Below are 23,330 nucleotides of genomic sequence, written 5' to 3'. Positions count from 1 at the left end.
AGGGTCCAGGCCGGTAATCCGTGACAGATGTGACGGATTACCGGCCTGCCGCCTCAGTCGTTGGCGCGATACACCGACCGGGCGTAGTCGTGGTACGGCGCCGGAGCGACGGTCGCGCGGATCTTGACCTGGCGGTGCTTCTGGTCGACCTGCGGCTTCTTCGAGATCGGGTCCTCGCCCCAGACGACCTCGACGACCGAGCCCTCCTCGACCGAGTTGTCGAGCGTCGCGAGCGACATGTAGAGCTGGTCGAGGGCGACGTAGCCGGCGTCGGTCGAGATGCCGACTTGGCTTCCCCCCTGCAGCACGACATCCATCTGGTAGAAGCCGTAGCGCGCCTTCGGGAAGTCGAGGAACTTCGCCGGCACGCCCGGCTCGACCTGCGACTTCACGATCGCGGCGACGTCCTCGGCGTTCCAGAGCAGCGTGACCTTGCGACGCCCGGGCGCCTCGGCGATCTTCTCGAGCGCCTCACGGCCGTGGAAGTCGTGGTCGAACTTGACCGAGCGACCGAGGCCGAGGTCGAACGGCGTGAACTGGTAGTCGTGCACGTCGGTGGAGTACAGCGACCCGCCGATCGAGCCGGCGCGGGCGGCGGGCAGCCACTCGCGGTAGGCGGCGAAGTCGTCGTCCCAGATCGCGGGGAACGGCGTCGGCACCCAGCCCGATTCCAGCGGCGACGACGAATACGCCTTCGCGCCGACTCGGCGGATGTCGTACTCGGCGCCGGCTTCCATCATCGCGTCGATGACCTTCTGTCCGTCGGCGTAGTTGCCGTAGAACTCGAAGCCGGGCTGCCCGGCCATCCCGTGCCGCAGTGCCTTGACCTTCACGCCGGCGATCTCGAGGTCGGCGATGTGGAAGAACTTGACCTCGGGCACCGGTCCGCCCCAGAGCTTCTCCATCACGTGGTCGGCCTCGGGGCCCTGGATCTCATAGCGGAAGAAGGTCGGGTCGTTGCCGGCGCCGCGCATGGCCGAGTTGGCCTCGAGACGGTGGTGCACGTCCTTGCCCTCGCCCTCCGCCTTCTCGACGTTGTAGCGCACCCAGTCGATGAGGATGTGGTGGCCGACGAGCACGAGGCCCTCGCGGTCGTCGGAGTTGTAGAAGAGGATGCCGTCGCCGATCAGGTATCCGGCGTGGTTGACCGCGATCAGCTGCTTGGCGACGCCTGCCCGGAAGGTGGCGAACGTGTTCGGCGAGATGCCGGAGAGAATCGAGATGAGGTCCGAGCCGCCGAGGAACAGCTGTGTCATGTGGTGCGACTGGTCCATGATCGCGACCGTGGTCGACCAGGCGCGCTGCTCGTCACGCCAGTTGGTGAACTCCGGCTGGATGGGGAACGTGACCGACGGCCAGTCCTGATTGCGGAGCAGTTCGACGGGGTTGCCCGCGCGGGTGATGGCCTGGGCCAGGGTCTCTGACATCGAGTTTCCTTACTTCGTCGTGAAGGGTTCGTCGGCAGTGTAAAAGCCGCTGAACGGAAACGGTTGCGGAGCTTTCTTTGAGAGGAAGTAGGGTGAGCTCGAGCAAAGGAGCTTCTCGATGGCCCGACAGTCCAACGGTGTCTCGGCGATCAGCCGCGTCGTCATGGTGCTCGACACCTTCTCGTTCGAAGCCCCGTTCCTGTCGCTCTCCGAGATCGCGGAGCGCGCCGGCATCCCGATGTCGTCGGCCCACCGCATCGTCACCGAACTGGTCGAGCACGGCCTGCTGGAACGGATGCCCGATCGCAGCTACCGCGTCGGCAACCGGCTCTGGGAGATGGGCAGTCGCACCCCCGGGGCGCTCGGGTTGCGCGAGATCGCCCTCCCCTATCTGCACGCCATCCAATCCCGGGTGCGCCAGCACACCCAGTTGCTCGTGCGGTCGGGACTCGACGTGCTCGTCATCGAACGCCTGTCGTCGCGGGATGCCGTCGTCAACGCGTCGATCGTCGGCGGCCGCACCCCGTTGCAGCTCTCCTCGAGCGGCATCGTCTTCCTGGCTTACAGCGAGGAGGATCTCGTGCCGGCCATCGTCGACCGCGGGCTCGCGCCGATCACCCCGTCCAGTCTGCGCACCGAACAGCAGTTGCGGGATGCCGTCGCCCGAGCGAGCGTCGACGGGTACGCCGTGTCGACGGGGTGGATCTTCGAGGAATCCCGCGGCATCGCGGTGCCGATCCGGGGCTCTCAGGAGGTGATCGTCGGCACGGTCAGCGTCGTGATCCCGAACGACGACTCCCCGGTCGACGATCTCGTGCGCCTGCTGCGCCTCGCCGCCGACGGCATCTCGGATGCGCTGCTGCGCAGCTACCTCCCGCCCGGGCACCCGCACGCGCGAGCCGGCGGCGTGTACCGACAGCTCGTCGCGTCGTCCGACAAGTCGATGGCGTACTTCGAGCACCTCCTCGAGGAGCACGAAGCGCAGGCGAGGGCTCAGACGGCGACGTAGCCCGTCAGCCGCGGGTAGACGGCGAGCGCGTTCGCGGCGTAGATCTGCGCGCGGGTCTCCGCGCTGACATCCGCCGCTTCGAGGTACTTCCCGGTGTCATCCCAGCCGGAACCCGTCGTCGGGTTGTCGCCGCGCACAGCGCCGAGCATCTCCGAGCCGAACAGCACGCGCTCGGTCGGCACGACGTCGAGCAGCAGGTCGATGCCCGGCTGGTGGTAGACGCAGGTGTCGAAGAAGATGCGCTCCGTGGCGCCCTCGAAGTCCCAGCCCTCGCGCACGCTCATGCCCTGGAAGCGCCCCCAGTGGAAGGGGATGGCGCCGCCCCCGTGCGGGATGACGAGCCGGAGGTTCGGCTGCTCCTTCATGAACCCGCTGGAGAGGGCCTGCACGAAGAAGGTCGTGTCGGCCGAGAGGTAGTACGACCCGGTGGTCTGGAAGAACGGGTTCTCGGCCTGGCTGACGTGCAGCATCCCGGGCACGTCGAGTTCCTGCATCGCCTCCCAGAGCGGCCACCAGTAGCGGTCGCCGAGGTCGGGTCCGGTCCAGTACCCGCCGGTCGGGTCGGGGTTGACGTTGACGGCGACGAAGCCGAGCTCCTCGACGGTGCGCCGCAGTTCGCGCACCGAGGCCTCGATCGAGGTGCCGGGCGACTGCGGCAGTTGGGCCACCGGCACGAAGTTGGCGGGATAGAGGTCGCAGACGCGCTTGATGAGGTCGTTTTGCCGGGTGGTCCAGTCCAGCGACGTCGTCGCATCGCCGACGTGGTGCCCCATCCAGGAGGCCCGAGGCGAGAAGAGCGTCAGGTCGATGCCGCGCTCGCGCTGCACCCGCAGTTGGCCGCCCTCGATGCTCTCGCGGATCTCGTCGTCGGTGACGGGGAAGGGTCCGGCCGCCGGCGCGGGGCCGCCGGTCAGGGCGCCGACCTGGGCGTCGCGCCAGGCGCCCACTCCCGGCGGCGTCGTCGTGTAGTGGCCGTGGCAGTCGATGATCACGACTCGAATGTAGCCAAAATTGTCGACGATCGCGCGAGGGAGAGCTCGATCTCGGCGGCGGCATCCCGGAGCGCCGCGACCACCCGGTCGTTCTCCTCCCCGCGCGGCAGCACGACCCCGAGCGCCGCGACGACCGACCCCCGATCCCGGATCGGCACCGCCACCCCGGTCGACACCGCCTCGATCGACCCGGGGGCGACGGCGTAGCCGAGTCGACGCACCTCGGCGAGCTTCCGCCGCAGCGCGCCCGGGTCGTCGATCGTCTCCGCCGCGAGTCGCTCCAGCGGGGCCGCGAGCACGCGCTCCACCACCGCGGCGGGCGCGGCGGCCAGCAGCACGAGGCCGGACGACGACGCGTGCAACGGCAGCCGACCGGCGATGCGGGTGATGTTGGCACCGGCATCCGGATGCGACAGCCGCTCGAGGAACAGCACCTGGTCGCCGTCGAGCACCCCGAGCTGGGTGTGCTGCCGCACGGCCGCCTGCACGCGCCCCATCGCCGGCAGCGCAGCCTGGCGCAGCCCGAGCGCCATCGAGCCGCGCGTCGCCAACTCCCAGAGCCGCATCCCGACCCGCGCGCGACCCTCCTCGTCGCGCTCGAGCACCCCGCTGCGCACCAGGTCGCCGACCAGCCGGTGACCCGTGGATGCCGGCAGCCCGGCCCGTCGGGAGATGTCGGTCGGCGTCTGCTCGGTGTGCTCGGCGTCGAAGGTCGCGAGCACCCGCACGATCCGGTCGATCACGCTGTCGCCGGAACGGGAGTTCGCCATGGCACGAGGGTAGTCCCATTGAATGGGCAACCGTCCCCGCGACAGCTCCGCGCTGCGCAGACTGGCCGGGACCTCGATCGAAGGAGATCCCATGGCCCCCGCCGTCCGCACCCGCGTCGCCATCGTCGGCGCCGGCCCTGCCGGGCTGTTCCTCTCGCACCTGCTGCACCGCGACGGCATCGAGTCGATCGTGCTCGACAACCGCTCGCGGCAGGACATCGAGAAGACGATCCGCGCCGGCATCCTCGAGCACGGCACCGTCGACCTGCTCGTCGAGACCGGCGCCTCCGAGCGCGTGCTCGTCGACGGACGGCGGCACGACGGCATCGAGCTGCAGTTCCAGGGCGCGGGTCACCGCATCGACTTCGAACGCCTGGTCGGGCGCAGCGTGCATCTCTACCCGCAGCACGAGGTGCTCAAGGATCTGCTGGCCCGGCGACTCGAAGACGGCGGCGACATCCGCTTCGAGCACGAGGCCCTCGAGGTGCTGGATGCCGACACCGACACCCCGCGCGTCATCGCCCGGGATGTCAGTGCCGGAGGAAGCGGCGAACAGGTCGAGATCGTGGCCGACTTCGTGATCGGCGCCGACGGGTCGCGCAGCGTGACGCGCACGGCGGTCGTCGGCTCGATGACCGGCGGCTACTACCGCGAGTATCCCTTCGCCTGGTTCGGCATCCTCTGCGAGGCTCCGCCGTCGTCGGAGGAGCTGATCTACGCCAACTCCGAGCAGGGCTTCGCGCTCATCAGCCAGCGCTCCCCCACCGTGCAGCGCATGTACCTCCAGTGCGAGCCCGAGCAGGATCCCGCCGAGTGGAGCGACGCGCAGATCTGGGACTCGCTGCAGTCCCGGGTCGCCGGACGCACCCTGCACGAAGGGCCGATCTTCCAGCGCGACGTGCTGCGCTTCCGCTCGTTCGTCGCCCACCGCCTGCAGAAGGGTCGCGTCTTCCTGATGGGCGACGCCGCCCACACCGTGCCGCCGACCGGCGCGAAGGGCATGAACCTGGCGATCAACGACGTGCGCATCCTGCACGAGGGCCTCGCGGCGTTCTTCGCGACGGGGTCGACCGCCGGGGTCGACGCCTACGAGGAGCGCGCGCTGCACCGCATCTGGCGCGCCCAGCACTTCTCCTGGTGGATGACGAACATGCTGCACCTCACGCCCGACGCGAGCGACTTCGACCGTCGCCGCCAGATCGGCGAGCTGGAGAGCGTGGTGTCATCGGATGCCGGCAGCACCTACCTCGCCGAGGCCTACACCGGCTGGCCCTACGAGGACTGAGCTCCGTGCTGCCCGACTCGGTGGCGTGCCGGGCAGCACGGTCATCCGGAGCGTCAGGCGATCGCGACATGGAACTTGAAGCCGACGTGGGAGTCGACGAACCCGAGGCGGCGGTAGAAGCGATGCGCGTCGGTGCGCGCGGCGTCGGAGGTGAGCTGCACCAACGAGGTCCCGAGGTCGATCGCCGCCCGCTCGACGACCCAGCGCATCAGCGCGCTCCCGATGCCGGACGAACGTTCGGTGCCCGCGACCCGCACGGCTTCGACGAGCAGTCTCGTGCTCCCTCGACGGGACATCCCGGGAATCACGGTCAGCTGCAGGGTGCCGACGATCGAGTCGGTCTCGGTCACCGCCACGAGCAGCTCGTTCGCGGGATCTCCGATGATCCGGTCGAGCGCCGCCGCGTAGGCGGGCTCGTCCTCGTCACGAGCGAGGTCTCCCCGGCCCGCGCTCACCGGGTCGTCGGAGAGGAGTCGCATGATCGCGGCGAGGTCGTCCCGGAGAGCGCGGCGGATGACCACCGACGCCGTCGACGCAGGCACGGTGACCGGGAGGTTCAGCAGATCGAGCACAGCCCATTGTCGGGGAAAGACGGAACGGGCCCACCCGCCACCAGGGGGCCCGTTCCGAGCTGTGGGCAGCCTAGAAGGCGCGCAGGATGACGGCCGACCCTTGACCGCCGCCGCCGCAGATGCCGGCCGCGCCGAGCGACCCGGATCCCGCCACGACGAGTTGCCGGGCCAGGGTGCCGACGATGCGAGCACCGGAGGCGCCGACCGGGTGGCCGAGCGCGATCGCGCCGCCGTGCTGGTTGACGATCGCGCCGTCGATACCGAGCAGGTCGACCGAGCGCACCGCGACCGCCGCGAAGGCTTCGTTGATCTCGACGGCCGCGAGGTCGGCGGGCGTCGCTCCTCCACCGAGCCGGGCGAGCGCAGCGAGAATCGCGTTGGCCGGTTGCGCGTGCAACCGCGTGTCGGGACCGGCGACCGCCGCGTGCGCCTCGATGCGGGCGAGCGGCGTGATGCCCCGCGCGGCGGCGGTCTCCTCGCTCATGAGCACGAGCGCGGCGGCGCCGTCGGTGACCTGTGACGAGTTGCCCGCCGTGATCGAGCCGTCGGCCGAGAACGCGCCGCGCAGCTTCGCGAGCGTCTCGGGGGTCGTGTCGGCGCGCACGCCGTCGTCATCCGTCACGACCGTCTCGCCCGAGCGGGAGGTGAGCGTGTAGGGCGCGATCTCCTCGGCGAGGAACGCGGCGGAGGCGGCCGCTCGCTGGTGGGACCCGGCCGACCAGGCGTCCTGCGCCTCGCGGGTGACGCCGTGGTCGGCGTTGCCGGCCTCGGTCGACGCGCCCATCGAGCGGTGCTCGAAGGAGTCCAGCAACGCGTCGTGCTCGAGGGTGTCGACCATCTCGATCGCGCCGTACTTGACGCCGGCGCGCCCCCGGAAGGCGTGCGGGGCGCGGGTCATCGACTCCATCCCGGCTGCGACCACGATGCTGTGCTCGCCGGCCTCGATCGTGCGGGCGGTCGCGATCACGGCCTCCATCCCCGAGAGGCAGACGGCGTTGATCGTCATCGCCGGCGCCGACAACGGGATGCCCGCGGCGACCGCCGCCTGACGGATGGGTCCCTGGCCGGCGGCACCGGGCAGCACCTGGCCACCCCAGATGCGCTCGACCTCGGCGGGGTCGACTCCGGCGCGGGCGAGGGCCGCCGTGATCGCGTGCGCCGCCAGATCGGAGGCCGGGATGTCGGCGAAACGCCCCGTGAAGCGCGAGAACGGGGTGCGGGCGTAGCCCACGATGACGACGCTCATGAGCGCTCCTTCAGATCGACGGTGAACGGCGCCCCGGTCAGCGCACGCAGTTCCTCGACATCCTCTCCCGGAGCGACCTCGCGCAGCACGAGCCCGTCGGAGGTCACGTCGAAGACGGCGCGGTCGCTCACGATGCGGTCGACGACGCCGACCCCGGTGAGCGGCAGGTCGCAGGTCTCGACGATCTTCGGGGTGCCGTCCTTGGCGACGTGCTCGGTGACGACGATGACGTGCGGGGTGCCGGCGACGAGGTCCATCGCGCCGCCCATCCCCTTGACGAGCTTCCCCGGGATGGTCCAGTTGGCGAGGTCGCCGTTGCCCGCGACCTGGAGTGCGCCGAGAATGGCGGTCGCGACATGACCGCCACGGATCATCCCGAACGACGTCGCGGAGTCGAACACCGCGGCGCCCGGCAGCAGCGTCACGGTCTGCTTGCCGGCGTTGATGAGGTCGGCATCCTCCTCGCCCTCGAACGGGAACGGCCCCATGCCGAGGATGCCGTTCTCGCTCTGGAGGGTGACCTCGACACCCGCGGGCAGGTTGTTCGCCACCAGGGTGGGGATGCCGATCCCCAAGTTGACGTAGTCGCCGTCCTGCAGGTCACGGGCCGCGATCGCGGCCATCTCGTCACGCGTCCACACGGGGCCGCACCGTCCTCTGCTCGATCTCCTTGGTGAGGTCCTCCGACGCCACCAGACGCTGGATGTAGATGCCCGGCGTCATGATGTCGTCGGGCTCGATGGCATCCACGATCTCTTCGGCTTCGGCGATCGTCAGGCGTCCGGCGGTCGCGACGAGGGGGTTGAAGTTGCGGGACGTGAGCCGGTAGCGCAGGTTGCCGAAGCGGTCGGCCCACCGGGCGCGCACGAGGGCGACGTCCGCGACGATGCCGCGCTCGAGAATGAACCGGCGCCCGTCGAACTCGGCCTCGGGCTTGCCGTCGGCGATCGGCGTGCCGACCCCGGTCGGCGTGTAGAAGCCCGGGATGCCCGCGCCCCCGGCGCGCAGTCGCTCCGCGAGCGTGCCTTGCGGCGCGAACTCGACGTCGAGCTCGCCCGACAGGTACTGCTCGGCGAACAGCTTGTTCTCCCCGACGTAGGAGGCGATCACCTTGGCGACCTGTCTGTTCTCGAGCAGCAGCCCGAGCCCCTTCCCGTCGACGCCCATGTTGTTCGACACGATCGTGAGGTTCTTCGCCCCCGTGTCGCGCAGCGCACGGATGAGGTTGGTCGGATTGCCGCTCAGTCCGAACCCGCCGACCGCGATCGTCATGCCGTCCTGCACGACGCCGGCGAGCGCCTCGGCCGCCGACGGCCAGATCTTCTGCGCCATGCCACTCCCTCGTGCTCGTGCCGCGTGTGTCCACATCGTGGTCTGCGCTGAGCATAGACACGCGTTGCCTGCCTGTCGAAGAATGATCGGGATGTGGCCGCTCGAGCCCACAGGCGTCCATAATGTGGACATGACCACGGTTCCGGGAACCCAGGTGATCGGTCGCGTCGCCGCCGTGCTGCGCGCCGTGAGCGTCGCCATGCCCCGAGGGCTGGGCACCTCAGCCGTCGCGACCGCGACGGGCCTGTCCCGGCCGACGGCGCACCGCCTGCTCTCCTCGCTCGCCGCCGAGGGGTTTCTCGATCACGACCCGCTCACCGGGCGCTGGGTTCCCGGGCCTGAGCTGTATCTCCTCGGGTCGGTCGCGGCCGAACGCTACGACATCACGGGTCTCGCCCGTCCGATCGTGCGCTCCCTGGCCGAGGCGACGGGCGAGAGCGCCTTCCTCTCGGCACGGCGCGGTGACGAGACGGTCTGCCTGCTGCGGGAAGACGGGTCGTTCCCGATCCGGTCGCACGTGCTCTACGAGGGCATCCGGTTCCCGCTCGGGGTCGCCTCGGCGGGCCTCGCGATCCTCGCCTTCCTGCCCGACCCGACCGTCGAGGCGTATCTCGAGTCGACCGACCTGGCGGCATTCGGCGACTCCCACTCCCCCAGGCGGCTGCGCACGCGGATCGCCGAGACGCGTGCCGCCGGCTGGTCGATCAACCCGGGTCTGCTGGTCGAAGGGAGCTGGGGGATGGGAGCCGCGGTGTTCGACGCGTCCGGGCAGCCCGCCTGGGCGCTCAGCCTCACCGGCATCGAGGCCCGCTTCTCGCGCGACCGACGACCGGAACTGGGGCGGCTCCTGCTCGAGCACGCGCATCGGCTCACCCAGGCGTTGCGTGGTCGGTGAGCGCTGTCGTTGAGCGCTGTCCTTGAGCGCGGTCGCCCGAGTGCGGTCGCCGACACTTCCGGCGAAACCGGCCCATTCCCAGCCACGACCCCGTAAGGTGGGGCTGCGATCGGCGTTTGCCTTTGGCGCTTCATGGCATCATCCCCGCACTCCGGGTAGGCCGCCGATCGGTTGGATTCGCACATCTCGAACCCCGCTGCTTCCTTCGAGGGAAGCGCCCTCGGGCGTATCCGCGTGACCACTCCCCGCACCGGGGAGAAGATCGACCCGATCCGCCAGTTCACGGCGGTCGCCCAGGTCATCCGCGAGTCCGGCTACCTGGAGCGCGCCCGCTGGTTCTACCTCCTGCTGATGACGGGCCTCGGGCTGGCGCTCCTCGGTGCCGGTGCGGCGTTCCTTCTGCTCGGCGACTCCTGGTGGCAGCTGCTCGTCGCGGCGACCCTCGGCATCCTCTTCACGCAGTTCGCCTTCTTCTCGCACGAGGCCGCCCACCGTCAGGTGCTGGTCTCCGGCCCGGCGAACGATCGGATCGGCCGCCTGGTCGGCAACTTTCTCGTCGGCATGAGCTACTCGTGGTGGATGAACAAGCACACCCGCCACCACGCGAACCCGAACCAGGTCGGCAAAGACCCCGACATCGCGGGCGACATCATCGCCTTCACCGACGAGAAGGCGACCAACGCCCGGGGGCTGCTGGCGGTCATCAACAAGCGCCAGGGCTGGCTGTTCTTCCCGCTGCTGATGCTCGAAGGCCTCAACCTCTACGTGCAGTCCTTCGCCTGGCTGTTCTCGCGCCGGAACAAGGTCACGGGCCGGTTCTTCGAACTGGGGCTGCTGACCGCCCGCTTCGCGATCGTGTTCGGCGCCGCCTTCTGGTTCCTGCCGCTCGGCCTCGCATTCGCCTTCCTCGGCGTGCAGATCGCCGTCTTCGGCCTGTACATGGGCGGCGCGTTCGCCCCGAACCACATCGGGATGCCGATCATCCCCGCCGGTTCCAAACTGGACTTCTTCACCAAGCAGGTCCTCACGTCTCGCAACATCCGGGGCGGCTTCTGGGCGAGCGTGCTCTACGGCGGCCTCAACTACCAGGTGGAACACCACCTCTTCCCCAGCATGGCCCGGGTGCATCTCGCGAAGACGCGACGCATCGTGCGTGAGCACTGCCGCACCCTCGGCGTCGCCTATACCGAGACCTCGATCCCCCGCGCTTACGCAGAGGTAGTCTCTTACTTGAATCACGTCGGGCGCTTCGCGCGCGACCCCTTCACTTGTCCGGTCGTCGGTCTGTACCGACGCACCTGACAAACCCGGTCATGTCGACCGGAACCCCGCGTCAGTTCGATGCGGTTTATCGCAGTAGAGAGAAGAACAAAATGGCAACTGGAACCGTCAAGTGGTTCAACGCCGACAAGGGCTTTGGCTTCATCGCCCCGGACGACGGCACCCCGGACGTGTTCGCGCACTTCAGCGCGATCGCGGGCACGGGTCGTCGCGACCTCAATGAGGGCGAGAAGGTCCAGTACGACGTCACGCAGGGCCCGAAGGGCCCGCAGGCGTCGAACATCCAGCAGGGCTGAGTCGCCCCGCATACCGAACGAACCCCGTCCACTTCAGTGGGCGGGGTTCTTCCATTCCTGGCCGGCCGCGGGCACCGGACGCATCGCGTCGAACAGCTCCGCCAGCGGGATGGAGGCCACCCGCACCCTGCTGTCGCCGATCCCGTACGGAACCCAGAGCACTCCATCGTGGGCGATCCCGCCGCAGGTGTAGACGACGTTCGGCACGTAGCCTTCGCGCTGCGGCTCGTCGGGCGCGAGCAGCGGCTCCTCGAGCCGGCCGAGCACCACGGCGGGGTCGTCGAGGTCGAGCAGGATCGCTCCGATGCAGTACTGCCGCATCGGTCCGACGCCATGGGTGAGCACGAGCCAGCCGCGGTCGGTTTCGATCGGCGACCCGCAGTTGCCGCCCTGCACGACCTCCCAGAGGAGGCTCGGTGCGTAGACGGGCGCCTCGTCCTTCCAGGCAAGGCCGTCGCGCGACGAGGCGAGCGAGATCGTCTCGCCTCCGCTCCGGGTCAGCGCGAGCAGTCGCCCGCCGACCCGCCGGGGGAAGAACGCCATGCCCTTCGTCAGCGCGGGGCCGCCGATCAGTCGCTGCACCGAGAACTGCCGGAAGTCGGTCGTCGTGATGAGGCGCGACCGGATCGAGCGGCCGTCGTACGCCGTGTAGCTGCCCCGATAGAGCACCGACCCGTCGTCGTCGGTGAACGCCACGAACCGGGCATCCTCCATCCCGTGCCGTTCCTCGTCGGTCGCCGGCAGCAGCACCCGCTGGCTGATCGCCGTCGCCGGGTCGAATACCGCGTCGTAGGCGGATCGGCCCACGTTCCGCACGGCCTCGACGCGAGCCCGGGACTCGTAGTGGCTGAAGTACTCACCGGGCAGCTTCCGGATCACCGCGTCGATGTCGGAGGACCTCGCCGTCGCCGGCAGCTTCTGGATGACGGCGCGTGCCACGTCGGTCAGCTCGCCGTCGTGCTCGAGCGCACCGCGGAGGTGGGCCCGCGTCCAGGCTCCCTCACTGATCTCGGCGCGCCCGAGCGGCAGCACGCGTTCCTCGAACCGCCACGCCCGCCCGGGACCGATGATCGCGGTGCAGAACGAGATCGCCGAGATGTGGCCCTCACCGATGGACCGCAGCGACAGCAGCACGCGGAACATGCCCGCCTCCAGGCCGCCCTGATCCGGGGCCACGACGACGCTCGGATTACACAGGGCCGCGCCCTCGATCGCGTACTCGGCCGTGAACGTCGCGCCGAGCACGAGCGCGAGACGGTCGTCGAGGTCGTCGGAGCCGGGATGCACCTTCGCGGCGTTCGCCCGCACGATCGGCTCGAGGCCGGGATGCCGGGTCGCGAAGTCGTGCGTCAGCGCGGCAGCACTCGCCTCGATCGCACTCCGCGGCGCGGCGAGGACGCGGGCGATGACCTTCTCGCTGCGCGACGTCGCCCCCGGGGTGCTCTCCCCCGGCAGGAACAGGTCGGCCACGACGCGGGACGGGTCGGGACGCAGTTCGACGCCGGCATCCCGGATGTCGCGGTTCACGCGAGCCCGAGCGCCCGCGCGTGCTGGAACGTTCCCAGCGCGGCGAGGGTCGACTCGGCGCCGCGATTGCCGTTGCGACCGTCGGGCTCGAGTCCGTCGTAGCCGGCGCCCGTCACCGGGTCGTACATCGGGATGCCCGAGTCGTTGGCGCCGAGGAACCACGCCCACGCGGCGGCGACCCCGTCACGCCAGATCGGGTCGAGCGTCTCGGCGAAGGCGCGGGCGCAGGCGTCGGCGAGAGCGGCGGCCTCGATCGCCTGCTGGTCCCAGAGCGGGCCGGACTCCCCGGGGCCGCGACCCGCCGAGCCCGTCAGCGACAACCCCGCCGCGCCGGTCTCCAGCCGCAGCAGGAAGGCGAGCAGGTGGAGTCCCCGGTCGACGAGATCCTGCCGGCCCAGCGCCGCACCTCCGGCGATGAGCGCTTCGCACAGCGTCGCGTTCGCATACCGCAGGCGCGCCTCCGGCCAGGCCCACCCAGCCGTCGCGAGGGTCGGGATGACCTCGAGCGCCGCGCCGAGGAGCGCCCGGGCGCCGTCGGCATCCGGGCCCACCGACAGCACGTCGGCCGCCCCGAGGGCGGCGAAGGACGACGCTCGCACGTCGGGCGAACGTCGCGTGGCCGCACGCAGGAAGGCGTACATCGCCCGCGTGCGATGGAACGGCAGCGCCGCGTGCGTCGCCGCGAATCCCAGCGCCCCGACGGCGCGACCCCACCAGTCGCCGATCGTCGGTTCGTCGATCCAGACACCGCCGGCATCCATGCGGTTGTGCACGGAGCCGTCGGGGGTGACCGCCGACTCGAGGAACCCGAGGTAGATCTCGGCGAGCGACGCCAGCTCCGGCGTCTGGTCGGGCTCCCGCACGACGACGGTGAGGGCGCGGGCGACATCGTCGACGCAGTAACCGTGTTCGAGGCGCGGCGCGTCCTCCAGCGCGTGCTCGAACACGCCGATCCCGGTGCTCAGCCGCGCGAGATGGCGATACGACGGCACGAGCGTCGGGGCGAGGACGCTCACGCGGCGGCCGCCCGCAGCAGATCGGTGCCGAGGAGGCGGTACTGCGCCCCCACCTCGGCCCACCCGGTCTCGTGCGACTCCTCGGCGCCGGCTGCCTTCATCCCGGCCACCAGCTCGCGACGCCCGAGGATCGCGGTGAGAGCGGCGGCGATCTGCGCGGGGTTCTCATGATCGACGAGGATGCCGGCGCCGCCGCTCAGCAGTTCGACCGCGTGCGGGAACCGGGTGGCGATCACCGGCTTGCCGGCGGCGAGGGCCTCGACGAGGACCCCGGAGGTGGTCTGCTCGCGCGAGTCGTAGGGCAGGAGGACGATGTCGGCGCCGGCGACGAGTCCCGCCAGCTCTGCGGTGTCGCGGTAGTGGCCGTCGAGCACCAGGTCGCCCTGGACCCCCAGGTCGCGGGCGAGGTCGGCGAGCGAGTCCCGATACACCTCGCCCTGCTCGAGCAACACCTTCGGATGCGTCTGGCCGGCGACGACATAGCGCGGACGAAGACGTGGTGCCGCACGATCGGCGAGCGCCCGGATCCCCCACTCGATGCCCTTGCCGGGCCCGATGAGACCCCAGGTGAGGACCGTCGGGCGCGTCGCGGGCGGCGGGACGGCAACGGGGACCCAGGGCGTGACGCCGTGCGGGATGACGTGCACCTTCGAGGCGTCGACGGCGTAGCGGCGTTCGAGCAGGTCGGCGCCGGCCCGGGTCATCACGACCACCGCCGACGCGAGTCCGGCGACGCGTTCGAGGAGCCACCGCTGATGCGCGGTCGGCGACTCGCGCACGGTGTGCAGCACGACGACGCACGGTGCGGCGATCCGCGCCAGCACGTCGAGGATCTCGTCGCCGTCGGGTCCCCCGTAGATCCCGTACTCGTGCTGCACGATGACGACGTCGCAGGCGTCGAGGGACCGCGCCGCGGCGACACGGCTGTCCACGCTCCCCGGGCGGAGGTCGCCGACGACGGCCGTCCGTCGACCCGGCACCGCAGCGCCGGCGGGCACGAGGTCGTCGACTCGTACGACCCGGGAGTCGGGGTCGCCCGGTCCCGGGACCGCGGAGGCGAGTGCGGCGGTGAAAGTCGCCAGGCCGCAGCGTGTCGGCGGGTAGGTGCTGAGGAAACCGAAAGTGGTCACGCGCGTCCGATCCTGACCCGTCGCGCGGTCGCGACGGTCGTTCCCGAGACGTCTGCCGATCGGCACCCCTCGCGGGATCCCGCCATCGCGATCCGGTGATCACCGCACGACACCCCGGCGATCTTGCGCCCACCCTACGCCCCGTAGCTGCGAACCGGCCCGGCCGCAAACCCCCGATGTCGTCGGCCGAGCGGTGCGAAGATGCAGGATGCGACGCGACGTGATGGTGGATCTCGACCTGGAGTCCGACGGAGCCGCGCGACTCGTGCTCGCGGTCGGCGTCGCCGACGGGTACGACGTGGAGGAGCGCTTCGAAGCCACGCAGGACGGTGTGGTGCTGCCGGTGACGGTGCTCGACGACGTCCACGGCGGACGCCTCCACGTGCTGGAAGCGAGCGTCGGCCCGGTGCACATCGAGTACACGGCCACCGTCTCGGGGTTCGCCGCGCCCGCCGACGTCGATCCGATGGAGGAGATCCGCTACCTCAGGCCGAGCCGCTACTGCGAGTCCGACATCCTGCGCCCGATCGCGGTCGCCGAGTTCGCGGGACTGCGCGGAGCCGACCTGTTCGCGGCCGTCTCGAGCTGGGTGGGCACTCGGATCGCCTACGTCACCGGATCGAGCCTGCCGACCGACGGCGCGGTGCGCACCCTGCTCTCCCGCCGCGGGGTGTGCCGCGACTTCGCGCACCTCGTGGTCGCGTTCCTCCGCGCGCTCGACGTGCCGGCACGGGTGGTCGGCGTCTACGCGCCCGGGCTGTCGCCGATGGACTTCCACGCGGTCGCCGAAGCCGCCATCGACGGGGTGTGGCACGTCGTCGACGCCACGAACCTCGCCCCGCGCCAGAGCCTCGTGCGCATCGCGACGGGCCGGGATGCCGCCGACATCGCGTTCCTCTCCGCCCGGGGGGACCTCCCGGTGCGGATCGCCGATCTGCAGGTGCGCGCCGTCGTCGACGAGTTGCCGCGCGACGACATCCGGCACCCGGCCCGGCTGCACTGAGCAGGCGTCGGCCAACCTGAGAGGCCGCACATGTCGTGCGCCTACCGTCGGGGGATGACCAGGCCGCCGCTCTCCACGCGTACGCTCCAGGCGGCGATCGAGGCGAAGCGCCGAGCGGATGCCCGCCTTCGATGGATGCAGTCCTTCCGGCCGGCCCCACCCCAGGTCGCCCGCCGAGACGTTCCCGTCGCCCGCCCCACGCGCGGCTGATCGCCCTCGACCACTCCGGTCGATAGTCAGCGCGTGGCGGACGACTCCGCGTCGAGATCGGCCCCGTCGACCTCGGCGGGGATGACCGACTCCTTCTGCCCGGCGTAGGTCGCCGAGAGGGTGCGGTACGACCTCGTCAGGAAGGCGAGGGCGGCGAACACGATCATGGCAAGCCCCGCGATCAGGAACACGAACGCGATACCGCGTGCCTCCCCCTCGCCGAGCAGCCAGCCCCAGGTCTGCGCGCCGGTGCCTTCGTTCATGTACGGGATGATGATGAACTCGGCGATCGGCGCGATGAGGAACGCCGTGACCGGCGCGGCGGCCGCCTCGAACGCCGACGCGAACCCGAACACCCGCCCCTGGGTGCGGAACGGCACGACCTTCTGGATGACGGTCTGCTCGGAGGCCTCGACCGCCGGGATGATCGTCATGTAGAGCCAGATGCCCGCCGCGTAGAGCAGCCAGGATTCCCGGATCGTGAACAGTGCGCCGAGCAGCCCCATCACCATGACCAGGAACAGCATCGTGCGGATCGGATTCTTGCCCAGCCCGAACTTCGCGATGAACAGACCCCCGATGATGAAGCCCGTCGAGGCGACCGCGAACACCACGCCCCACAGCTCCACGGGGAACAGCTCCAGCCCGTAGGGATCCATGAGCGCCATGTAGACGCCGCCGATGAGGTTGTTGAACGTCGAGAAGATGATCAGCGCGAACAATCCGGGAACCAGCCGGATGGCGCCGATCGCGCCGCGGACGTCGATGATCGGCTGCCCCTCGGCGACCTGCGGCTTCTCCTCGGGGATGCGCAGGAAGAGCAGGTGCCCGAAGGCGAGGGCGGTGAACACGATGGCGAGCAGCAGGGTCGGGCCCATCCCGAGGAGGCCGATCGACAGCCCCGAGAACACGCTCGTCACCATGAAGGCGAGACCCTGCACGGTGCCGACGAGACCGTTCGCGTTGGCGTGCCGCTCCTCGGGGATCAGCAGCGTGACGGTCGTCGAGAGCGCGATGTTGCGCATGTTCTCGATCACCCCGCCGAACAGGATGATGCCGGCGAACAGCCAGAACCAGGGCCCGCCGAGGTCGAGCAGGGCGCTCTCCGGCTGGAGGAGGTAGATCACCCCGGCGATCGCGAACGCGGCCAGCGTCGTGCCGCTGGCGAAGATCATCGCCTGGTGTTTGCGATGCCGGTCGACGATCGAGCCGAACACCATGCCGAACAGCGCGACGAGCAGCATGTAGGCGCCGCCGATGATGCCCGTGGCGAGCACCGAGCGCGTCTCGAGGTAGACCCAGAAGGTGAGCGCGAACCAGAGGTAGCTCGTCGTCACGTTCGCGACCGCGGTGTTGACGAGAACGCCCGCGAACGTGCGCATCCCGTTCGGCGGCGGCACGTGGGTGGCGGCAGGCTGCGAGCTCGGCTCCGTCATGGCAGAGAGCCTAGGCGCGACCGCCGACACGCGGGAGAAACAAAAGGTGGTGGATCGCCGCCCGAAGGTCGGGTTCTTGGTGGTCCTAGCGGAAGCGCTTTGGAACAATAGGCAGCGTCTGGATCGGCTGCTTGAGGATATTCGATCGCGCAAGCCTCGCATGCCAGGGCGCTCTCCGCGCGTCCTTCAGAAACAGCGACGGCTTCAAGCGGACGAACGCGAAGCAGTGATAGCGGGCTACCGGGCAGGCCAGACCGTCTACCAATTGGCAATCGTGTTCCGGTGTCACCGAAACACGATTAGCAACTCCCTTCAATCGGCGGGCGTGATCTTGCGAGGACGCCCTTTGACCGAAGACCAGGTCGACTCAGCTGTGCGACTCTATGAGTCTGGGCTGAGCCTCGCGAAGGTCGGCACAGAGCTAGGGGCGACCGCCCGTACTATCCAACTACGACTACGAGAGCGCGGCGTTGCCTTGCGTGACTCACATGGCAGAGCACGAAATGAGACGTGACAGGGGGCGGGCTAACCACTCGCTGTCCCAATCAGGCTGTCGAGTTCGGCTAGAAGCGGGTCGCTCTCACCCACCTGCGCAACGACGTCACGGCGTAGTTGATTCGCCCGCGCGGATACCGGCTCTCCGGCTTCCGCGAGCCAGCGCAGCTGGTAGTACCTAGTCCGCATTGTGAGCGGATGTGCCGGACCTACAACTCGATCGAATCGATCGACGAGTCCCTCAAAAAGATGACTCGCTTCCAACGGGTTCCCCATGAAACCGATGCAGTTCGCTCGGCTGCCTTCCGACATGAGCACGGTAGGGAAATCAGGCCCGAACGTCTCACGCCGCGCTTGCAAGACGACTTCGAGCTCGTCGCGGGCGGTCGTGAGGTCACCGATGCGCATTCGGGCGAAGGCCAGGTTATAGCGACTCGTCACTGTGTCGGGGTGGTCACTGCCTAAGACTTGCTGCCTCTTGCGGAGATTCACCTCTAGGAGTCGAGCAGCTTCGGCGAAGTCTCCACTCTGCCCATGCGCATAGGCGAGATACTCCTGAGTCATCAACGTCTCTGGATGATCCGAGCCGAGAAGGTCGACGTACCGTTGCTCGACAACTAGTAGTTCTCCGACAGCCAGCCGAGCGTTCGCTGAATCAGCGAGAGCCCATCCACGTATCCGTCTACTGTCTAGAACTTCGAGTTCTGGATCTCCCGACTCTTGCTGACGCTTGATGAGCGCTTTCAGACCCTGAGCAGCCAAGGCGTTTGAACCGGAGCGCGCCGTCAAGTCCAGTTGTGCGAACTCCAGGCTGTGACTCGGCGGCAACCCGGAACGCTCCGTCAGCAGGTAGCACTTGCTCAACAAGTTTCGAGCCGCGATCAAGTTGAAATCATCGCGGAGAAGAGCCATCACGACGGAGGTCGATACTCGGAGGAACGTCTCGACTGGTCGGTCACATCCAAGATCTATTGGTAGAGCTTGCAACTGCTTTGCTGCTTCGTTCGCCGCGCGCCACCGTGCGAATGGATCGCTCCAGTGCGTGTGGGCCTGGAGGGCTACCTCAATGTTCTCCATGAGCCGGCTCAACGCGAGATCGCGCTCGCGGTCAGACATGAGGTCAATGAGCAGTTTCTGCACCAGTGAGTGCATCAGCAGCCAAGGCTCGACTTGGCTGCCCGCCGAGTAGCGCTCAGCGAAGCCGGACGCCGCGACTCGATCTACAGTCGCGACGCTCAGGGCCGGATCGAGTCCGAGGAGTGCTATCGGCACGCCCGACTGCGCACCTATAGCAAGCGAGGCTAGGACAGAGCGCTCCAAGTCAGTCATCTGACTTAGGCCGCTACTTATCGCTGTCTCAACTGTGAGTCCGTCCGGCTCAACCTCACCCAAGTTCGCCTTGTTGGCAAGCAACATCCGAAGGAGGACGGGGCGGCGGGCTCCGAACTCGATCACATCAGGCGCTGCTTCGCCGAGAACGTGCCGACTCTCGTCGAGTGTCATGGGCCCGACCCGAATCGGGGAGCCGTCTGTGAACTGGCGAACTGACTCAAAGTCAGTCGCGGTCACGATAGTTCGACCACTTCCTTCCGAACGACAGAGGATGGGCAGCACCTCGGATATTGCGCCCGCGTCGCCATCGACACCGTCAACAACAACGAGCCAGTTTCCGGGCCTTCGCGAAACCCAGCGTTGGATCATTCGAGCGACGTCGGCCTCAGATTCCTCCCCCTGCGCCCAGCCGATCCCACGCGCGACGTTCATCGCACTGGCTCCGAGATCGGTCCCATCAAGCCACACGATGGTCGAAATGTCGTACTTGCTTGCTCGATAAGCGAAGTCGAGAGCAATCTGGGTCTTGCCACTCCCCGAGGGTCCAACCAGCGCGTATCGCGTTATCCCAGCGCCGATCAACGGGAACGCGTCGAGGTACTCTCGCCGTTCTACATAGGTAGTTGGTCGGGGCGGAAGGCCAACCACAACCGGCTCATTCGGGTCGATCCCCGGAAGGCCGACGGCAGGGCGTGCTTCGCTCGCAATGTGCACGCCACCTCGGACAACTCCGATCGCGACACCTGACTCGCTGAAGGCTGCAAGGTCACGACTCAATGTCTGTTGTCGATTCGAACCGAACCGTGGACTTCTCCGATCGCCGTACCGGTCCTTGAGTAAACCGTGAGACTTCTGCCAGTCGCTTGAAAGACTGAAGGATCGATGAGCCGCGCAGCCAAAACCAGGGCCTCCGCATCAGCTCCATTCGGTGCAATTCGCTCAAGCACGCGAGCCGCTTCGGCGCTCCGTGCCCAACTCTTTCGCGGATCGCGACCACGGTCGCGAAACCACTGAACCACCTTCAGCAAACCTCGATCAGAGCTGTTGCCTACGACCCCAGCGGCGACTGCCAACCCAATCCATTGGGTTATGTCGATGAGGGCCTTGACGATCATCGGGTCCATGGCGCTCCATTCCAAGTGGACGGGTGCTGGACTTATCCTGGCACGCGCTCGCGCCCTTTTGCGGCGCGACTGCAGCCTTCGACTGACGAGGTGCCGAGACAACCTGAGCCTTCGGTGAGTCAGCCTTCGAGTTGCTTTGGTGCCTTCGGTAGATCCTGTTCCCCTTTACTCATCAAAGCCGCCCGAGCAGAACCAGTCGTTCGCGCCCCACGCGCGATAGGCCGCCGGCCGCCAAGCGTCGGTCAGATCGGCACTCCTAGATTCGGCCTCAGCAAGGAGATGCTCCGCGACCGCCGCTGGTCCGCCAGCATCAAGAAGATCAGACAACCTTGCTCGGATGGCCTGAACTTCGGCCCCAGCGTTAGCCGCATAAAGATCGTTCAACTCGAGGTCGCGGAAGTGGTTGCGAACTCTTTGTTCCTCGACCGCCGTCCACACATCCAGCGGATCGACTCGGAATACGAGGGGCGCCCCCGACTCCTCAACTAGATCGGCCTCCAGCCAGTCGCCGGCGGCGGCGAAGTCGTCGTAATAGGGATGTAACGGCTGCTCGGATTCGGTCGCAGCTACGAAGTTCTGCTTCACCCAGTTGCAGTCTCGACAGACCGGGACCAGGTTCAGCGGCGTGAGGGCAAGTGTCGGGAAGCTCGCCTGCGGCAAGTAGTGATCGAGCGTGCCAACCGGCCGATGGTGGCACAACGGACACTTGCTCCAGAAAGCCCATTCCTTCAGCTCCGCGTACAACGCCCGTGCTAGGCCCGTCTTTGCCGCGAACCGCACCTTATAGGCCCACTTCGCGTCGGCCCCGACGGTTGACGAGCCGGGTTGGGGGAAAGTGAAGAGCTGCGCTGCATCGCCCAGCTGGTCGTAGAGCGTTTCGTCGGCGATCAAAGCAAGCGCGTTATGCCGGAGGTTGTCGACTCGACTTCCAACTCCCAGCGCCCCGAGGACAGTCGAGAGGGTCAAGGTCGGCTTTGGCAATGAGATCACCGCTGCCGCCTTGCTGCGTACCAGGCTCGCAAGATGGCTCGACCTTCACCACCCACTTGCTGGTCGAACTTCTCCAGCACGGCGTCATAGCTCGGCAAGTCTTCGGCTGTTTCGATCAGCATGCGATGGAAGCCGGACTTGGTCACTTCCAGGCCGAAGACGTCGTGAGTTAGAACTCCGACGTTCTCACCGAACGTCTCTCGCGTTGGCCGTTCTGCCCTGGAGATCGGCCCGGTCCTGCGAATGATCGAAACGCACGTGGCCGGCGCCTCTTGGAGAATGACGGGCGAGTGAGTCGCTGCAATCGCGATGCCATTTCTCTCCTGCATGAGGTCAGAAAGAGCACGCACGAACGCGGCCAAGAGCGGCGGATGCAGGTGGGCCTCGGGCTCGTCGAGCAGCACGATCGTCTGCTCTACGACAGCCTCCACCAGTCGCGTGATCGTCAGGAGCACGATCTTGTGCCCGGAGCTCAGCTTCTTGAAGAGCCGCCTTGCTTTGGCCTTTACCGTCCTCGCTTCTAGGTCAGCGAGGCTGGTAACGTCTGCCTGCTCAAAGTTCGGGTCAGTCTCCAGAGTTGCGAGAGCGCCACGCCATAGGTGCGCGAGGCCGCTGGCAAGAATGATCGAAGCGCTGTCCGCGAAGACATCGGCCAACTCATCCGGCAGGCGGGTCCGCTGCGAAACGAAGGTCGTCCCCTCGTCGTCCTCGTCTTCCTCTTCCTCGTGCAGCCCGACGTACGCGTACCGCAGACCATTAATCTGGCCATCCGACATCGGCAAGGTAAAGGGATCAAAGGCACTGAAGGAAACGAACACCACGTTCGCAAACTCGAAGTCGCCCAGGAACTCCCCCGGCTCCTGGCCCTGCTCCGGCTGCATCCCGAGAAGCGTCTGGCCCATCGCTCGCAAGAGTCGGGTCTTCCCCGCATTGTTTCGACCGATGATGACATGCACGTTCGTTGGCGGAAAGGACTGGGGTGTGACCTGGACCTCGAGCCGGAGGTCCGGCGCTCGTTCGCTCGTGCCGGGGAGAGAGTAGGAAAAGTCGTATGGCACGAGACGATCGCCTCCGTGCGCCACGCGGTTGTATTGCTTCTTGACGGACTCGACCGGCACGCTACGCAGCAGGGAGCGATAGAGAATGCGCGAACCTTCGGCTCGCTCCAATAGCTCAGGGTTGTAAGCCATGTCACGAAGGGCGCGGAACAGCACACCAGCACGGTTGCCACCGAGTAGGTGGACGGCACGCGTGTAGTAGTCAATGTCCTGACCGACCGAAACGAAGTCCGCCGAGAGCCGCGAGAAGTCGTCTGGGAGAGGAGTCCGCGCTTCCTCAGTGTTCTCGTACTCGTGCGAAAAGCTGCCGATCTTTACCGGTCCGATGGCATCGAGTTCGCCCTCGTTGTCGACGTAAGAGAGTCGGTACAGGGTCCTAAATTCGAACCAGTCGTTCCAGATAAGGGGCTCGAGAAGGAAGTCGCCAATTGGCACGGTCGGCGTCGTCTCGCCAACCCGCGCTACATAGATCCGCATCCAGCCTCCCAGCTAGAACTCCCACGCCGAAGGTAGCCGAACTCAAGGCCCACCGAAGCCATAGCTGCCAAAGTAGAGCGCGGTGGTCGTCGTCACTGCGTCGGTTGCGTCACGAACGATCAGCCGTTGAACAAGTTCGCTACGGTCGGGGTTTCCGGTCTCACGGAGGAGGCGCGCCTTGCGATCGAGTTCTGGATCGAGCGAGCCAAGACCGATCCGAAGGTCATGGAGCGCGCAGACGCGGTGCGTCAGAAGATCGAGCGCGAGGCGCCTACACGCCGCGGCGCGATCGACTCGATCTTCGATGCGAAGCCCAAGGCCGGTGAGCAGCCGACACGGGGCCGCGCCGACAGGTGGAGTAGTCACAGCCCGGCTTCCTCTCGCTCACGCGATCGAGGAAGCCGGGCCAATTTCATTGCTGAGACCA

Annotated in this window: 22 protein-coding genes; 8 read left to right on the top strand and 14 right to left on the bottom strand. The window is 67.9% G+C overall.

Annotated elements, in window-relative coordinates:
• Positions 1-53 precede the first annotated feature (53 nt).
• Positions 54-1,427, bottom strand: a complete 1,374-nt coding sequence (locus ACILQS_RS06490; RefSeq protein ID WP_395639299.1) for an aminomethyl transferase family protein — start codon at positions 1,425-1,427, stop codon at positions 54-56.
• 118 nt (positions 1,428-1,545) lie between these two features.
• Here ACILQS_RS06490 and ACILQS_RS06485 point away from each other — a divergent pair, with 118 nt between their 5' ends.
• A complete protein-coding gene (locus ACILQS_RS06485) occupies positions 1,546-2,436 on the top strand; it encodes an IclR family transcriptional regulator (protein WP_395639298.1) in 891 nt (296 codons plus the stop codon).
• On the opposite strand, the gene ACILQS_RS06480 is transcribed toward ACILQS_RS06485, so the two are convergent.
• On the bottom strand, positions 2,421-3,428 hold the full coding sequence (locus ACILQS_RS06480) for an amidohydrolase family protein (RefSeq protein WP_395639297.1): 1,008 nt from the start codon (positions 3,426-3,428) through the stop codon (positions 2,421-2,423). The genes ACILQS_RS06485 and ACILQS_RS06480 overlap by 16 nt on opposite strands.
• Positions 3,425-4,198: an IclR family transcriptional regulator gene (locus ACILQS_RS06475; RefSeq protein WP_395639296.1), complete on the bottom strand. Its 774-nt coding sequence runs from the start codon at positions 4,196-4,198 to the stop codon at positions 3,425-3,427. The genes ACILQS_RS06480 and ACILQS_RS06475 overlap by 4 nt, the downstream gene beginning before the upstream one ends.
• A gap of 91 nt (positions 4,199-4,289) precedes the next feature.
• On the opposite strand from ACILQS_RS06475, the gene ACILQS_RS06470 reads away from it, so the two are divergent.
• The gene (locus ACILQS_RS06470) at positions 4,290-5,483 is read left to right on the top strand and encodes a 4-hydroxybenzoate 3-monooxygenase (RefSeq protein ID WP_395639295.1); all 1,194 of its coding nucleotides are present in this window, start codon (positions 4,290-4,292) and stop codon (positions 5,481-5,483) included.
• Positions 5,484-5,536: 53 nt separating this feature from the next.
• On the opposite strand, the gene ACILQS_RS06465 is transcribed toward ACILQS_RS06470, so the two are convergent.
• The 4 genes from ACILQS_RS06465 to ACILQS_RS06450 all read right to left on the bottom strand — a co-directional run bounded on the left by ACILQS_RS06465 (position 5,537) and on the right by ACILQS_RS06450 (position 8,633).
• A complete protein-coding gene (locus ACILQS_RS06465) occupies positions 5,537-6,055 on the bottom strand; it encodes a GNAT family N-acetyltransferase (RefSeq protein WP_395639294.1) in 519 nt (172 codons plus the stop codon).
• 70 nt (positions 6,056-6,125) lie between these two features.
• Positions 6,126-7,301, bottom strand: coding sequence for an acetyl-CoA C-acyltransferase (locus ACILQS_RS06460; protein WP_395639293.1), 1,176 nt, complete (start codon positions 7,299-7,301; stop codon positions 6,126-6,128).
• Positions 7,298-7,924, bottom strand: a complete 627-nt coding sequence (locus tag ACILQS_RS06455; RefSeq protein ID WP_395639292.1) for a 3-oxoacid CoA-transferase subunit B — start codon at positions 7,922-7,924, stop codon at positions 7,298-7,300. Before ACILQS_RS06455 ends, ACILQS_RS06460 begins: the two co-directional genes overlap by 4 nt.
• Before the next feature lie 4 nt (positions 7,925-7,928).
• Positions 7,929-8,633, bottom strand: a complete 705-nt coding sequence (locus ACILQS_RS06450; protein ID WP_395639291.1) for a CoA transferase subunit A — start codon at positions 8,631-8,633, stop codon at positions 7,929-7,931.
• 130 nt (positions 8,634-8,763) lie between these two features.
• Between ACILQS_RS06450 and ACILQS_RS06445 the strand changes: the two genes are divergently transcribed.
• The 3 genes from ACILQS_RS06445 (at position 8,764) to ACILQS_RS06435 (ending at position 11,105) form a co-directional block, all read left to right on the top strand.
• Positions 8,764-9,528 (top strand): IclR family transcriptional regulator, encoded by a 765-nt coding sequence (locus ACILQS_RS06445; RefSeq protein ID WP_395639290.1) that lies wholly within the window; start codon positions 8,764-8,766, stop codon positions 9,526-9,528.
• 228 nt (positions 9,529-9,756) lie between these two features.
• The gene (locus tag ACILQS_RS06440; protein WP_395639305.1) at positions 9,757-10,830 is read left to right on the top strand and encodes a fatty acid desaturase family protein; all 1,074 of its coding nucleotides are present in this window, start codon (positions 9,757-9,759) and stop codon (positions 10,828-10,830) included.
• Positions 10,831-10,901: 71 nt separating this feature from the next.
• Positions 10,902-11,105 (top strand): cold-shock protein, encoded by a 204-nt coding sequence (locus tag ACILQS_RS06435; protein ID WP_395639289.1) that lies wholly within the window; start codon positions 10,902-10,904, stop codon positions 11,103-11,105.
• Positions 11,106-11,138: 33 nt separating this feature from the next.
• Here the strand turns inward: ACILQS_RS06435 and ACILQS_RS06430 are convergent, their stop codons facing one another.
• From ACILQS_RS06430 to ACILQS_RS06420, 3 genes are read right to left on the bottom strand one after another with little or no spacing between them, the layout of a single operon-like run.
• Entirely contained in the window at positions 11,139-12,632 is a 1,494-nt protein-coding gene (locus ACILQS_RS06430) for a glycoside hydrolase family 130 protein (RefSeq protein ID WP_395639288.1), read from the bottom strand.
• Complete coding sequence (locus ACILQS_RS06425) at positions 12,629-13,648, bottom strand: glycosyltransferase (RefSeq protein WP_395639287.1); 1,020 nt, start codon at positions 13,646-13,648, stop codon at positions 12,629-12,631. The genes ACILQS_RS06430 and ACILQS_RS06425 overlap by 4 nt, the downstream gene beginning before the upstream one ends.
• A complete protein-coding gene (locus ACILQS_RS06420; RefSeq protein ID WP_395639286.1) occupies positions 13,645-14,778 on the bottom strand; it encodes a glycosyltransferase in 1,134 nt (377 codons plus the stop codon). The genes ACILQS_RS06425 and ACILQS_RS06420 overlap by 4 nt, the downstream gene beginning before the upstream one ends.
• Before the next feature lie 208 nt (positions 14,779-14,986).
• Here ACILQS_RS06420 and ACILQS_RS06415 point away from each other — a divergent pair, with 208 nt between their 5' ends.
• Entirely contained in the window at positions 14,987-15,781 is a 795-nt protein-coding gene (locus ACILQS_RS06415; protein WP_395639285.1) for a transglutaminase family protein, read from the top strand.
• A 54-nt stretch (positions 15,782-15,835) separates the two neighbouring features.
• Positions 15,836-15,991, top strand: a complete 156-nt coding sequence (locus tag ACILQS_RS06410) for a hypothetical protein (protein ID WP_395639284.1) — start codon at positions 15,836-15,838, stop codon at positions 15,989-15,991.
• A 26-nt stretch (positions 15,992-16,017) separates the two neighbouring features.
• On the opposite strand, the gene ACILQS_RS06405 is transcribed toward ACILQS_RS06410, so the two are convergent.
• The 4 genes from ACILQS_RS06405 to ACILQS_RS06390 form a co-directional block, all read right to left on the bottom strand.
• Entirely contained in the window at positions 16,018-17,427 is a 1,410-nt protein-coding gene (locus ACILQS_RS06405; RefSeq protein ID WP_395639283.1) for an MFS transporter, read from the bottom strand.
• Between the two features lie 525 nt (positions 17,428-17,952).
• Complete coding sequence (locus ACILQS_RS06400; protein WP_395639282.1) at positions 17,953-19,425, bottom strand: tetratricopeptide repeat protein; 1,473 nt, start codon at positions 19,423-19,425, stop codon at positions 17,953-17,955.
• Between the two features lie 1,118 nt (positions 19,426-20,543).
• Positions 20,544-21,269, bottom strand: a complete 726-nt coding sequence (locus ACILQS_RS06395) for an HNH endonuclease (protein WP_395639281.1) — start codon at positions 21,267-21,269, stop codon at positions 20,544-20,546.
• A gap of 95 nt (positions 21,270-21,364) precedes the next feature.
• Positions 21,365-22,903 carry an AAA family ATPase gene (locus ACILQS_RS06390; protein WP_395639280.1) on the bottom strand — a complete coding sequence of 513 codons (1,539 nt, stop codon included), beginning with the start codon at positions 22,901-22,903 and terminating at the stop codon, positions 21,365-21,367.
• Between the two features lie 126 nt (positions 22,904-23,029).
• Here ACILQS_RS06390 and ACILQS_RS06385 point away from each other — a divergent pair.
• Positions 23,030-23,330, top strand: a 301-nt coding sequence (locus ACILQS_RS06385) for a hypothetical protein (RefSeq protein ID WP_395639279.1), incomplete at its 3' end; no start/stop codon positions are given.

The organism is Pseudolysinimonas sp., from assembly GCF_044239695.1.
GTDB lineage: Bacteria > Actinomycetota > Actinomycetes > Actinomycetales > Microbacteriaceae > Pseudolysinimonas_A.
The sequence above is the reverse complement of the archived record's forward strand: the minus strand, read 5'-3'. Positions and strand labels throughout refer to the sequence as shown.